This is a genomic window from Sphingobium indicum BiD32, from assembly GCF_000382885.1.
GTDB lineage: Bacteria > Pseudomonadota > Alphaproteobacteria > Sphingomonadales > Sphingomonadaceae > Sphingobium > Sphingobium japonicum_C.
In genome coordinates, this window is the sequence record NZ_CAVK010000113.1 from 1 (window position 1) to 13,578 (window position 13,578).

General features: G+C 58.0%; 10 protein-coding genes and 1 pseudogene. 9 read left to right on the forward strand and 2 right to left on the reverse strand.

The features are described from left to right. Nucleotides 1–725 (forward strand): HpcH/HpaI aldolase/citrate lyase family protein (locus tag EBBID32_RS11400; RefSeq protein WP_051093332.1); only part of this gene is annotated, 725 nt, incomplete at its 5' end. Nucleotides 726–870: 145 nt separating this feature from the next. Here EBBID32_RS11400 and EBBID32_RS11405 read toward each other — a convergent pair. Then, nucleotides 871–2,124 (reverse strand): MFS transporter, encoded by a 1,254-nt coding sequence (locus EBBID32_RS11405; RefSeq protein WP_037490230.1) that lies wholly within the window; start codon nt 2,122–2,124, stop codon nt 871–873. 385 nt (nt 2,125–2,509) lie between these two features. Here EBBID32_RS11405 and EBBID32_RS11410 point away from each other — a divergent pair, with 385 nt between their 5' ends. The 8 genes from EBBID32_RS11410 to EBBID32_RS11445 all read left to right on the forward strand — a co-directional run bounded on the left by EBBID32_RS11410 (nt 2,510) and on the right by EBBID32_RS11445 (nt 13,295). Continuing rightward, nucleotides 2,510–3,451 (forward strand): NADP-dependent oxidoreductase, encoded by a 942-nt coding sequence (locus EBBID32_RS11410; protein ID WP_037490233.1) that lies wholly within the window; start codon nt 2,510–2,512, stop codon nt 3,449–3,451. Between the two features lie 182 nt (nt 3,452–3,633). After that, nucleotides 3,634–4,794, forward strand: a complete 1,161-nt coding sequence (locus EBBID32_RS11415; RefSeq protein ID WP_037490236.1) for an acyl-CoA dehydrogenase family protein — start codon at nt 3,634–3,636, stop codon at nt 4,792–4,794. After that, on the forward strand, nt 4,794–5,912 hold the full coding sequence (locus EBBID32_RS11420; RefSeq protein ID WP_006957004.1) for a CaiB/BaiF CoA transferase family protein: 1,119 nt from the start codon (nt 4,794–4,796) through the stop codon (nt 5,910–5,912). The genes EBBID32_RS11415 and EBBID32_RS11420 overlap by 1 nt, the downstream gene beginning before the upstream one ends. A gap of 305 nt (nt 5,913–6,217) precedes the next feature. Next, nucleotides 6,218–8,512, forward strand: a complete 2,295-nt coding sequence (locus EBBID32_RS11425; protein WP_006957006.1) for a TonB-dependent receptor — start codon at nt 6,218–6,220, stop codon at nt 8,510–8,512. A 388-nt stretch (nt 8,513–8,900) separates the two neighbouring features. Continuing rightward, complete coding sequence (locus EBBID32_RS11430) at nt 8,901–9,440, forward strand: cupin domain-containing protein (protein WP_037490240.1); 540 nt, start codon at nt 8,901–8,903, stop codon at nt 9,438–9,440. A gap of 60 nt (nt 9,441–9,500) precedes the next feature. Further along, nucleotides 9,501–11,009 (forward strand): fatty acyl-CoA synthetase, encoded by a 1,509-nt coding sequence (locus EBBID32_RS11435; protein WP_006957011.1) that lies wholly within the window; start codon nt 9,501–9,503, stop codon nt 11,007–11,009. A 41-nt stretch (nt 11,010–11,050) separates the two neighbouring features. Beyond that, nucleotides 11,051–11,863, forward strand: a complete 813-nt coding sequence (locus EBBID32_RS11440) for a TauD/TfdA dioxygenase family protein (protein ID WP_051093334.1) — start codon at nt 11,051–11,053, stop codon at nt 11,861–11,863. Nucleotides 11,864–12,059: 196 nt separating this feature from the next. Further along, entirely contained in the window at nt 12,060–13,295 is a 1,236-nt protein-coding gene (locus tag EBBID32_RS11445; RefSeq protein ID WP_006957015.1) for an MFS transporter, read from the forward strand. Here the strand turns inward: EBBID32_RS11445 and EBBID32_RS23595 are convergent. Further along, nucleotides 13,295–13,578, reverse strand: a pseudogene (locus tag EBBID32_RS23595) (transposase); the annotation flags it as partial. The gene EBBID32_RS11445 and the pseudogene EBBID32_RS23595 sit on opposite strands and share 1 nt — an antisense overlap.

Here is a 13,578-nt window from a genome sequence, read left to right on the forward strand (position 1 = left end):
GGGCGCTCGCACCGCTAACGCATGATGCGCGCGGCGTCGATGTCATCGTGCGTATCAATCCCCTTGATACCGAGGAATGCGTGAAGGACCTGGAAGTTATCCGGGCCAGTCGAGTGGCGGCCGTCATGCTGCCGAAATCGGAAGGAGCCGCATCGATTATTGCACTGCTGGGGGTGTTGCGGACGCCCATACCGGTTTTGCCAATTGCTGCCGAAACTCCTTCGTCGTTGTTCTCTCTCGGCAGTTACGTCGAGGTCTCTCAGCATCTTTTCGGCATAACTTGGGGGGCTGAAGATCTTGCGACATCGGTGGGGGCGACTTCGAGTCGTACAGCAGAAGGGTACTTCCGTTCGCCTTTGGAAACGGCTCGGAATCTTACTCTCTTTGCAGCTGCGGCGGCTGATACGGCTGCAATTGAAACAGTTTATGCAAACGTGCGGGATCGGGACGGCTTGCACGCAGAAGCCTGCCGCGCGGCTGCAGAAGGCTTTTCGGGTATGATGGCAATTCATCCGGACCAGATCCAGACGATCAACGCGGCCTTCTCGCCGACTGCTGCTGAATTCGCGGAAGCCCACCAAATAATTAGCCTTTTCGAGGAACGTCCGGAATCAGGTGTTGCTACGTTGAACGGGAAGATGGTGGATGCTCCCCATCTTAAGCGCGCCCGTGCGATAATCGAGCGGGTGCGACGGATCAGTGAGCGAACGAACTCTGCCAATTGACTTTGCATGCCCTATGCAGGGGTGCCGTCCGAGTAGCTGTGAGATGTCGGCACGATAGAGAGTTCCCAGCGCGCTTGTTGCAACGAGCCGTTTCCCAGCGGAGTTCGTCCGACTCAAAGCGTAAACCAGATTTTCAAGATTCTAATTAGGCTTGGACCCTGGCCCACTGCGGATAGGATCCGAGCCTGAACAACAGCAAGCCTGCGATCAGATTGCACGGAATCGCGATGATGATCAGAGTATTGTATCCACCGGTTTGGTCGTAGATGATCCCGCCAAGGAGTGGCCCGAGCCCACCCGCGCCAGCCATCATGCTGACCATCACGCCGAATATCTTCCCGTAATTGCGAACGCCGGCGTAAACGCTGGTAAGGAACGCGCAGATCTGGAGTTTTGCACCGTTCGAATAGCCGATGACCAGCATCGCTATGACAATGGTCAAGGGGCTTCGGAAAGGCTCCCACAGCAGAAATATCCCAACTGCCATCATCGAATTCGTGATGCTTCCGATCAGGCCCCCATCGTACCGTTCCATCAGCCATCCAGTCATCAGTTTGCCGGTTACTGACGCGACACCTGCGAGGCTGGCGAGCAGCGCGGCATTCTGTCGGCTTACGCCTGCCTCAGTCAGGATCGGGAACTGGTGTACGAGGAATGCGGCGCCGAAAAGCAGCGTGATTAATGAGGCCGCAGCAATCCGATACAGTGGCACGCTGCGGATCGCTTCGGCAATGGTGAGTCCATCCAGGGCGCTTTCTGTCAGCGCCGGTGCGGCCGAGCTGCCTTTCATCGACAGCGTCCGCCGGTCTCGATCGTCGAACAGGCAGAAATAGGCTATTACCAAGGACGGTAAGCCAAAGATCACCGCGAGCCAGGCATAGGCGCTTCGCCAGCCCAGGTTGTTGATGAGCCATTCGGTCAGTGGAGGAACCGCGATCAGCACCATCGACATACCGCTGAAGGCAACACTCAAGGCCGTGCTGCGCCCGGCATGGAATGTGTTGGAAATAGCGGCGGCCCAGAGTGTTGGTTGGACGAACAAGGCGGCGACGCCATAAACAAACCAGAGGAGCATCCATTGGCTGAGGGAGCCGTCCGCGAGACTGAATGCGGCCATCGCCAGTGTGGTCGCGGCAAGGCCTGGCAGGCCAATTCTGCGGACGCCGTAACGGTCGATGAGAGCACCGACCATCGGCGAGAAGGGAATGGAAATCAGACTGGCAATGGTGAGTCCCGCAGCGACTTCCGCGCGAGGCCACGAAAACTCCTCATCCAGCGATGTGATGAAGATTCCAGATGATGTCATCGCAACAGTGGGTAGCGCTATGCCAAGAAATCCGGCGAAAGCCACGGGCCAGTGTCGGCGCCATTCCTCAGATCGGCTCACGGGAAATGACATACTCGATAATTCTCCCAGTAAACCAGCGCTACAGGCGTACAGTGAGCGTAGGTCGCATTTCCATCCGACCGCACCCGCATTGCCAACGCGTTGTTGTGATCGCATGGCCGTCTGTGACAAAACCCTGCCGGAGAGGCTTTGTCGACCACTTGTGTCAGATGGGTACGGCGCAGGCCACCTATCTTAGGATGGCTTTTTCCATTCACCTAACTCTTCTCGCAAAGCCGAGCATCTGAAATGTGAACAGATCGCGATTGACGAGAAAAAATGCATGTAATATCCAATTTATCAAGAGGCGTTCCGCCGCGTCGCGAATGGTCCGTCGGACTACGCCTGCTTGTGGCGAGCGCACATGCATTCTTGCGACAAATGAGGAGTGAAGCACTTGAAGGCAGTTGGTGTGACCGATTTCGGGGGACCTGAAGTCCTGAAAATCCTCGAACTCCCGGATCCGGTTGCCGGCCCCGGAGAGATCCTCGTCCGGATCCACGCGGCGGCGGTCAATCCGACCGACGCGCTGATCCGCAGCGGCGAACACGTAAGGATGTTCGGTCGCACTGCTCCATTGCCGTACGTCCCCGGCATGGACGCTGCGGGTGTCGTTATCGCCATTGGGGATGGCGTGGAAACTGATCTGAAGATCGGAGATTACGTCATGGCTTTCATCGCGCCGGGCGGCTCGTATGGCGCCTACTCGGAAATGCTGGCCGTCCCGGCCAATTCCGTGGTCAAAGCCCCTCCAGGCTTCAGCCATGCGCAGGCTTGCACGATCCTGATGAATGGCATGACCGCTCGGGTGGCACTGGATACGCTTGCGCTTAAGCCCGGCAGTACTGTTCTCGTCACGGGGGCGGCCGGAACCTTCGGGGGTTATGCAATCGAGCTGGCGAAAGAAGATGGCTTGGTGGTTATAGCCGATGCGTCGGAAGCGGACGAGCCGGCGGTGACTGGTTTCGGAGCTGATCTCGTCCTTCGCCGCGGCGATGATCTGGCGGAACGTGTGCGAGAGCGGTTTCCGGACGGCGTGGATGGCGTGATCGACGGCGCATTGTTCAACGAACGCATTGTCGGGGCCGTTCGCGACGGCGGGGTAATCATCACCTTGCGCATGTTTAGCGGCGAAGCCGAGCGGGGGGTGAAGCTCGTGCCTATCCGGTCTAAGCTCCACGCGGAAGACCGCGCCAAGCTGGAAGAATTGCGGAACTTGGCGGGAGAGGGCAAGTTGACCATCCGGGTCTTTGATACGTTCCCGAAGGAAGAGGCGAGCGAAGCGCACCGCAGGCTCGAAATGGGCGGGCTTCGCGGGCGCCTTGTTCTGGAATTTTAATGGCCTGCTTCTGGGCGGAGCAGCGGAGCGGCTCCGTTTCAGCGCTTGTATGGAGGGCTGCCGGTCCATGCGGGGCGGCGTGCCCTTGCTATCGATTTTAGGCATATCTACGATTCATTATTATCTTTTGAATATGGCAGGTCTCCGCCCTATGCACAGGCTCATGTCTAGAGGGCTGGTTTATGGATTTGCACGCTGACGATCATCGAGAAATCAGGGACGCAGTCAGGCGTCTATGCGCGGAATTCCCGGGTTCTTACTGGCAAGCGCTCGACCGAGAACGCGCATATCCGCAGGAGTTCGTTGCCGCACTGACCAAGGCCGGCTTCCTCTCGGTCCTGATCCCCGAGGTCTACGGGGGATCGGGTCTGGGTCTGGGGGCGGCGATTGCCATCCTCGAGGAAATACACCGGGCTGGCTGTAATGGGGGCGCGTGCCATGCCCAGATGTACACTATGGGCACGGTGCTGAAGCACGGCAGCGACGAGCAGAAGCGGCGCTATTTGCCCCTTATCGCCAGCGGGGAGTTGCGGCTCCAGGCATTCGGTGTAACTGAACCGACTGCTGGAACCGACACCACGCGGATTACCACCTTCGCCCGGCGTGAAGGCGACAAGTATATCGTGAACGGCCAGAAGATCTGGATCAGCAGGGCGGAGCATTCCGATCTGATGGTCCTGCTCGTCCGGACCACGCCCCGCAACGAGGTGACGAAGCCGACCGATGGCATGAGCGTTCTCCTTGTCGACATGCGCGAAGCTGTCGGCAACGGCCTCACGGTTCGGCCGATCCGCACCATGCTGAACCATGCAACGACCGAACTCTTTTTCGACAATCTGGAAGTGCCGGTTGCCAATCTGGTTGGCGTAGAAGGCGAGGGTTTCCGCTACATCCTGTCGGGCATGAATGCGGAACGGATCCTGATAGCCTCAGAGTGCATCGGGGATGGCCGCTTCTTCATCGACAAGGCGACGGCCTATGCCAAGGAACGGACTGTCTTTGGCCGGGCGATCGGTTCCAATCAAGGTGTCCAGTTCCCGATCGCGCGAGCTCATGTTCAGGTTACTGCTGCGGCCGAGGTCGTCGCGAAGGCCGCCCGGATGTACGATCAGGGCATATCCTGCGGTACAGAGGCGAACATGGCGAAGATGCTCGCGTCCGAGGCTAGCTGGTACTCTGCTGACATGTGCATCCAGACGCATGGTGGCTTTGGTTTTGCCGAGGAGTACGATGTCGAGCGAAAGTTCCGGGAAACCCGCCTTTATCAGGTGGCTCCGATCTCGACCAACCTGATCCTCAGTCACGTGGCTACGCACACGCTCGGTCTTCCGAAGAGCTTCTGATGGAGGGTCCCCTGGAAGGCCTGACGGTTGTCGCGCTGGAACAGGCGGTGGCAGCACCGTTGTGCACGATGAGGCTGGCTGAAGCTGGTGCGCGGGTCATCAAGATCGAACGCGCGGAAGGAGACTTCGCGCGTCATTATGACAATGTGGTTCACGGAGAGAGTGCGTATTTCGTGTGGCTCAATCGGGGCAAGCAGTCGCTCGTGCTTGACCTCAAGAGCACGGAAGATTGTGCGCTGCTGGGTCGCGTGATCGCGGCGAGTGATGTGTTCGTCCAGAATCTTGCGCCCGGCGCCGCAGCTCGCGCTGGCTTCGGATCGGCGAAGCTTCGGGCTGCGAATCCGCGGCTCATCACATGCGACATTTCCGGCTATGGCGAGGATGGGCCCTATCGTGACATGAAGGCCTACGACTTGCTTGTTCAATGTGAGAGCGGGTTAGCATCCATCACGGGAACGCCGGATGGTCCGGGGCGAGTCGGGGTTTCTGCCGCAGACATCTGCTGCGGCATGAATGCCCACGCGGCCATTCTCGAAGCATTGTTCGTGCGCGAGCGAACTGGCGTTGGCTCGGGCATCGCAGTTTCGCTGTTCGATGGCCTTGCCGACTGGATGACGGTGCCCTTGCTCCACTTCGACTATGCGGGGAAGGCCCCGTCGCGCGTGGGCTTGGCTCATCCTTCGATCGCTCCTTACGGAGAGTTCCCGGTGGCGGGGGGGCGTAGTATCGTCCTGGCCGTGCAGAACGAGCGCGAATGGCGTGCGCTTTGCAATGCGCTGGGCTTGGAGGCTATGGCAGACGACCCCCGTTTCTGCAGCAACGTGCAGCGAGTGGCTAATCGGGGCGTTTTGGACCGGGAAATCGGTGCTGCCCTTGCCGATCGTGATGCAAAGGCTGTTGCCAGCTTGCTCAAGGCTGCGGGTATCGCCTTCGGTTTGGTCAACGACGTGTCTGGACTTTCCGCCCACCCGCAGCTTCGTCGCGTCAGTGTCCTCGCGCCAAGTGGAGCGGTGCAAATGCCGGCTCTGCCTGTCCGGTGGGACAATCGCGAGAATGCCCAAGGAGCCGTACCGGAGTTGGACAGCCATGGGGCAGCAATAAGGCGAGAGTTCGCCTAAGCAGCGAACAACGGCCGGGAAAGGTGACCCTCGCCGGCAGAATTTGCAGCGGTCTCCTCCGTGGCAGGTCTTGCCAACGGGGGGGATCATCGGGTGTTCTCGGAGAAATCAACATGAAGGACTATGCTTGGGAGGGAATCTCGGGGGTGAAAGCAAAAAATTGCTCCGGACCGAGGACTGACCCAAAGATAGGTTTTTGTCGTTTTGAGGTCTCATATTGATCCTCTCGCCACTGCGTTCTTCACACATCCGTAGTGCGGTTCTTCGCGAACAATGAATTAACGTGTGCATCAGGGAGGGGAGCAATGATCTCCAGTTTTAAACGCGCTTTCGCTATCGGCCTCATGGGTTCGGTTGCGCTGCCGGCTTCCGCGGCTTGGGCGGCTGGCGAAGAGGATCAGGTTGGTGGCGTCGGGGAAATTGTCGTGACGGCGCAGCGGCGTGAGCAGAATCTTCAGGATGTACCTGTAGCGGTCACCGCGATCAGCCCGGAAGCGCTCAGGAACAATGGTGTCGTGAGCATCATGGACATCTCGAGTTTGGCGCCGAACCTTACCGCGCAAAAAACGGTTGGCGGCGCGCTGTTCCCGACGTTCTCAGTTCGTGGCGTTCTTGGGCAGGGCAACGCTCCGGGTACCGACCGATCGCTTGGAATTTATATTGATGGCGTGCCGGTTGCGCCGGGCCAGGGTACGGCATTCGATCTCCCGGCTATTTCGCGCATGGAAATCCTGCGTGGTCCGCAAGGTACGCTGTTTGGCCGCAATTCGACTTCCGGCGCCATCAATATCGTGACGCGCGATCCGTCGGGCGAATTTGGTTTCCATCAGGAAGTTACGGTCGGCAACTATGACCAGTTCCGCACTCTGACCCGGGTCGAGACCCCGTCGTGGGGGCCGCTCAGCGCGCTCGTTGCCTACACGCACGATGAACGCAAGGGTGACATCCGGAATCTTGGCGCCGGTGTGGTGTGGGATCGTACCGCAGTCGGTCTGGGCAAGCAGACTTCGCCCAAGACGCTGGGCGACAAGGATGCAGATTCCTGGTTTGCTGCGGTGAAGTTCCAGCCGAGCGATGACTTCAAGGTCATCTACAAGTATGACTGGAGCAACAACAATTTCACACCTGAGGGCTATGGCCTGGTTGTCTTCACGTCGACAACCCCGTCGGTTGTGGCGTCCTACAATGATGCTATCGCCGCTGGTAGGCTGCAGGTGGCGGGTCTTCATCGCCCCGATGCCGTGAACAATGAGTTTACCACTCCGGGCAACATAAAGTCATCCGGCCATAACCTGACGGTGGACGTCAGGATTTCGGACAGCGTATCGCTCAAGAACGTCTTCGGCTATCGCAAGGTCAGTAACTCTACGAACGTGCAGATTGACGGCGCTGGTGGCCTTCGTACCCCGGCCGGAGATCCCTTTATTGTCCTGGGCGGTTCGGGCGCTTATGGCAAAAGCAGCCAGTGGAGCGATGAGCTTCAGGTGAACTATCAGTCGGACTTCATGACTCTGACGGCCGGCGGCATTTACGTTAGCTCCAATGTGAGCGCAGGTCCGCCGCTCGGCATGGCCGGCACTCTTTTCGGCGAGTCCGTGCCGAACTTCACCATCGTGTCTAACGCGGCGCGCAGTCAGCGCCTTAGTGTTCGGACGAAGTCGCTTGCCGGTTTCGCGCAAGCGGAATTGCACGTGACTCCTGAGCTGGACCTGATTGCCGGCTATCGCATCACGAACGACCGCAAGGTTGGGGACGCCAATTATGGTGTCAATACGTTTAACTATTCGTATGACGATTGGCGGTCCACCTATCTCGCCGGCGTCAATTATCGACCAAATGATGATATGATGTTCTACGCGAAGTTCAGCACCGGTTTTGTTTCGGGCGGCGCCTTCGGCCCGTTGGATTTCAAGCCTGAGACCGTCAAGTCGTGGGAAGCAGGGGCCAAGCTTGACCTGCTCGACCGGCGCGTGCGCTTCAATCTTGCGCTGTTTGACGCCAAATATGACAATCTGCAGGCGCAAACGCAGGGTTTCCGCATCGGGCCGTCATTTTCGTCGCTTTCCGTGGTTGTTGCCACCTTGGGTGACCTTCACGTGCGTGGTTTTGAATCCGAGCTCACCGTGGTGCCGTCGTCGAACTGGCAACTCAACGGAAGTATCGGATACACCGATATGAATCTGAGCAATATCAATTCAGCAATCTTCGAGACAGGCGGCACCTTCTACCGATTGGCATTCCGCGCCAATTGGACTGCTAATGCGGCGGTTCAGTACGAATCCGAGCCGTTGTTCGGTGACGCACGTGTGCTGGCCCGCATCGACGGTAATTGGCGGTCGAAGATGCGTCAGTTCACGCGGGTCCCTGATTTTACTCCTGCGCAGGCGGCCGCGGCCCATTCTCCGGCGGGCTGGGTCGTGAGTGGGCGGCTTGCTCTGCGCGACATCAACATCGCCGACCACAAGCTCGAACTGGCGCTTTGGGGTCGTAATCTGTTCGATAACGATCGCTTGGTCAGCGCAACGGCAATCCCGAACCTGGTAGGCGCCAGCTACGAGAATGCCAGGACCGTTGGCGTTGATCTGACGTTCGACTTCTGAGGAAGTTTCGCCAGGTTGGCCATGCAGCTGACTTGGCGGCCCTTTCGCTAATGCGTACCGAAGACCGGAGTGCAGGTAAGTGCGCTTGCCGCACTCCGGTTTTTTCTTAGCCGAGCAGGTGGTATTGAAAGATTTGCCGGATTTGCAGCGGCGGGAGCCCCGTCTCCGGGCGGTCTTCCCGTTGTACTCGGCGACATTTTGATTTGAGGGTCGCATCATCGGGCTCCTCATGGCGAACCCGAACTGCACAATATGGCCGCCGCCAGTGGCTTACCAACTGCATATCCTGCGAAGGGCATTCGCGAGGCCACCCTTGAAACGGGACAGTTGACCGCCGAAAAAGTACATGTAATATGTGAATTATAACCCGAGACGAAGGAGATTCCCCTTGCCCGAGCTAGTTGAGCCCAAGCATTCCGTGCGTCCCGTCGATGGGGAGCGGCCGACCATCAAGCTGTTCCGCTTCGCTGATACCTATCCGGTACAGTGGCACGAAAACAAGATTGGTGCCACGCACCGACCCTGGTGGTTCTATGATGTCAGCGACGTGTCAGACTGGTTCAATGTTTTCTGCATCTCGTGCCTGCAGCCGGGCCAGTCCGAAGGCTTCCACAGCCATCTGCCGCACAATGAGGGGCCCTACGAGTGTTGGTACCTAGTGTACCAAGGCAAGGGGCAGATCCGCACCGAATTTGCCGATTACAACGTCGAGAAGTTCGACGCAGCTTTCATGCCGCCCAACGCCTCGCATCAGATGCGCAACAACTCGGATGAGCCGCTTTGGTATGCGACGTTGTCGTCGCGCGGTGGTCATCCGCTGCGGGTCGACACCTACAAGCTGGAATGCTCCGAAGCGCGGCCCGGCTATATGGAAGAATACGAGCGCATCATGGCTGTGCGAAAGAAGAATGGCCTGTCCGTACCTTGAGCCTAAGCGGCATTGACGTCTCATAGGTCCACTGAGTTGCCTGAGGATTCAGGAGGTCGAATGACTAACGAAGCGAGCGCCATTTTCGAAGGGGTCTTGCGCAGTGCGCGCCGCACTCCCGATGCGGTGGCAATCCGTTTTGGACAGCGCAGTTGGACCTATCGTCAGCTCATTACAGCGGCGGTTGCCTTCGCGGACGATCTGGTTCGCGAAGGCGTCCGCGAAGGCGACCGCGTCGCGTTTCTGGGGCGCAACAGCGATGCATACGCCATCGGATTTCTCGCAACGCAATATCTGGGGGCGATCCATGTTCCAGTGAACTTCATGCTTGGTTGTCATGAGGTAGCCTACATACTGGATCACGCTGCTCCGACCTTGTTGCTTGCCGATGCAGAGTTCATGGACACGGCGAGTGCTGCCGTCGGCGCAGTTCAGGCAAATGTCACATGTTGCCCGCTTGAGGTAACCGTCGCCGTAGATGCCGAGCTTCCGAGGGCGACGGGCCTAGGCTCTAACGCATCGAGGCCAGCTCAGTTGGCCTACACGAGTGGGACAGAATCCGCTCCGAAAGGTGCGCTTCTATCTGACCAGGGATTGATCCATCAGTACATGAGCTGCATCGCAGTCGGCGAATATCGATCGGATGATGTGGTTCTTCATGCGCTTCCGCTTTATCATTGCGCCCAACTTCATTGTTTTCTGATCCCTTACCTGTTTCTCGGCGCTGAAAACATCATTCTTGACCGGGTCGATATTGGCGAGGTGATCGAGATTATTGAGGCGAATGGTGTAGCCTCATTTTTTGCGCCGCCAACGGTTTGGATTGGCATCTTGGGCCATCCCACTTTCTCACCGGATCGGTTGGCGACACTATCTAAGGGTTATTACGGGGCCTCGATCATGCCGACCGAGGTCATTCAGCAGATGCGCCGGCAGTTGCCATGGCTGCGTGTGTGGAATTACTATGGGCAAACAGAAATCGGCCCGTTGGCGACGGCCCTGACTCCGGAGGAGCACGCGGACCGTCCTTCTTCAGCAGGGCGCCCAGTCATGTTCGTGGAAACCCGTGTAGTTGATGATGATATGCGGGACGTTGACGTGGGCGCTGTGGGCGAGATTGTCCACCGATCACCCCAGCTGCTGATGAGGTACTACCGGGCTCCGGAGATTACTGCGGCTGCATTCGAGGGCGGTTGGTTCCACAGCGGCGACCTCGCTACGCGTGATTCTGAAGGCTACATCACGATTGTTGACCGCAAGAAGGACATGATCAATTCCGGTGGAGAGAATGTTTCCTCGCGGGAGGTTGAGGAGGTGCTCTATCGGCATCCCGCTATCAGCGAGGCGGCTGTTATCGGACTACCTGACCCGAAATGGATTGAACGGGTTTGCGCGGTCGTGGTGCTCAAGGATGGGCACGAGGCGACGGCCGAAGATGTTCTTGAGGTCTGCACGAGTCTGGCGCCATTCAAGCGGCCCAAGCAGGTGGAATTCCTCGTTGCTCTACCCAAAAATCCATCGGGCAAGATCCTGAAGCGCGAATTGCGATTGCATCTGTCAGGCAACTGATCGGCGTCGCTTATCGAAACTTTTGAAAGAGGAGCCAAATCATGGGCATGCATCTCAAGCCGCTGTCAGATTCCTTTGGCGTTGAAATTCTTGACTTCGATGCCAACAACATAACCGATGAAACCAGGGGGGCGATTAAACTTCTTTTTGATAATCACCAACTGGTCCTAATTCGGAACTCCGGCGTGAACGAGGAGCAGCATCTCGAACTTGTGAAGGCTGTCGGTCCGATTTCGACGACGGACGAGATAATGAAGGATGGTCGGCAGTTCACCTATATATCGAACGTACATTCCGATGGGCGCGTGCCAAACGGTGAGTTGTTCTACCACTCAGATCACATGTTCCTTGACACGCCGCTCAAGGGTATTTCCCTCTATTCAATCGAGGCCCCGGAGCATGGCGGCGAGACTCGCTTCCTGAACGCCGCAAGGGCCTTCCGGGACATGCCCGAAAGCCTCAAGAAGCGCATTGAGGGGCTGTCGGCGCGCCACGTCTACGACTATAATGCAAATCGCGGGGACGCGCGTCCGGATCCGTCGAAGCTGAGCGACAAAGTGGATACCTCGGTCTATCCGGTCGTCTGGGTTCATCCGGAAAGCGGCACGCCACTGCTCTATATCAGCAAGTTGTTCACCACCGAGGTCATCGGTCTTTCACGAGAGGAAAGCGACAAGTTGCTGGACGACTTGTTCGCTTATCTCGACTCGATTCCCGATGAGTACGCTCACAAGTGGCGGCCGGGCGACCTGATCATCTGGGACAATCTTCATCTGCAACATGCGCGTGCCGATTTCCCAGAGACTGAACGCCGGGCGCTGCGCCGGGTTCCTATTGCCCTGAAGGTCGCATAATCTGGGCTGTTGGCTGCGAACGGGCAGGTTGACAGCCAGCTTTTCGATTAGGGCGGTATGCCCTTACAGTCTAGGATTGTGCGGCTCCCGTATAGGCCCGACGAGATGGACTCGTCGGGCCTTCGCTTTGGTTTTGCCAATAGGATGTTGCTAATAAGAGCACCCGACCGGTGCGCGAATGCGGGGAGAGAATGGCATGGATCGAGACCCGACACAGCACAGCAAAGAGCACGATGTCAGCCGCGAATGGCGGCTATTGCTAGCCTGCGCGTTGGGAGTCGGGTTCGGTTCGGTGGGGTTCAATACATACGCCATCGGCGCCTTCATCGATCCGCTTCGCAACGAATTTGGATGGAGTCGCGCTCAGGTCCAAGGGGCGATTGCTTTCGGAGTAGGGCTGGGTGGGATAGCCTCACCGTTGATTGGCCTATTATTGGATCGGTATGGGGCACGCAGAATAGCTCTGTTTGGGCTGCTTGGGGTATCCGCTGGCTATATCATTGCGGCATCCACGGGGCCGACGCTTTGGAACTTTTACTTGGCTTACGCCGTCATAGCCGTGTTGGGTGCCGGCAGTGCGCCCGTTACCTGGAGCCGCGCGATCGCGGGCCGCTTTGTCCAGCAGCGAGGTCTGGCCTTGGCCTTGGCGTTGAGTGGTACCGGGATGGCTGCGATCCTGGTCCCTCAATATGCGGTGTATATTGTCGATCACAGTGGCTGGCGGGTAGGATTTTTGGCGTTGTCGGTCCTCCCTTTGCTCGCGCTGGTGGCAGCCGTCTTGTTCTTCTACCCGAACGCGAACGAAGCGGTTCGCACCAGTCGCGACGAACTGGACCTTGCGTCTGGCTCGACCTTGGGGGAGGCGATAAGATCCTATCGCTTCTGGGTCTTGCTTCTCTCGATTCTGTTCATGTTTTTGGCAATTAGCGGGATAGTACCCAATCTGATCCCGGTGCTTACAGATCGTGGCTTTACACCGCAAGAAGCGGCTTCGGTGCAAAGTGCTTACGGAGTTTCGCTGATCGTCGCCAGGTTGGCCATAGGCTGGTTCCTTGACCGCTTCTGGGGGCCAGGAGTGGCGGCCGTGGTACTTACTGTTCCGATGATCGCTTGCCTGATCTTCCTCGATGATCCGAGCTATTTCGCTGCCGTTGCCGCATCAGTACTTGTTGGCGCTGCTGCGGGTGCGGAGCTTGATCTCCTTGCGTATTTCACGGCCCGCTATTTTGGAATGAAAAGTTATGGCCGTATCTATGGCCTGCTATATTTTGGGGTGGCGTTCGGAGCGGGGTTTGGGCCCGTGAGCTTTGCTTATCTGGCGGACTTGACAGGATCTTACACTGTCAGTTTCCAACTTGCCTTTGCCTTGTTTGGGATAGGGGGCTTTGGCATCCTCCTGCTCGGCCGCTATCCGAAGATCGGAGTGTCGTAGTTCCTCGGCCAGGGCGCGGGCACGGCCTTAGCGTCGATGATCTGCCCGCCCATGGCGAGATAACCCGGTCAATGAGCGCCGCATCGAAGCGGGAGAACAGCCTGTCGATCACATTCACCAGCCAATCGCGGAACAGCTAAACTGTGGCCGCGTCGGGCACAGTGCCTTCGAGCCCGAGCTACAGGAAGCGCTGGAACGAGAGCCGGCCCTTGATCTGGAACCCGGTCGCCTCGTCCGCAAGCGAGTACAGCGCCTGCAGAACCGTAGCCATCCGGTGAAGGCC

Bases quoted from the DNA above. Each gene is read 5' to 3' on its own strand.
- EBBID32_RS11420 (WP_006957004.1), top strand. From the start codon at position 4,794: ATGGAGGGTCCCCTGGAAGGCCTGACGGTTGTCGCGCTGGAACAGGCG.
- EBBID32_RS11405 (WP_037490230.1), bottom strand. From the start codon at position 2,124: ATGTCATTTCCCGTGAGCCGATCTGAGGAATGGCGCCGACACTGGCCC.
- EBBID32_RS11425 (WP_006957006.1), top strand. From the start codon at position 6,218: ATGATCTCCAGTTTTAAACGCGCTTTCGCTATCGGCCTCATGGGTTCG.
- EBBID32_RS11445 (WP_006957015.1), top strand. From the start codon at position 12,060: ATGGATCGAGACCCGACACAGCACAGCAAAGAGCACGATGTCAGCCGC.
- EBBID32_RS11440 (WP_051093334.1), top strand. From the start codon at position 11,051: ATGGGCATGCATCTCAAGCCGCTGTCAGATTCCTTTGGCGTTGAAATT.
- EBBID32_RS11415 (WP_037490236.1), top strand. From the start codon at position 3,634: ATGGATTTGCACGCTGACGATCATCGAGAAATCAGGGACGCAGTCAGG.
- EBBID32_RS11435 (WP_006957011.1), top strand. From the start codon at position 9,501: ATGACTAACGAAGCGAGCGCCATTTTCGAAGGGGTCTTGCGCAGTGCG.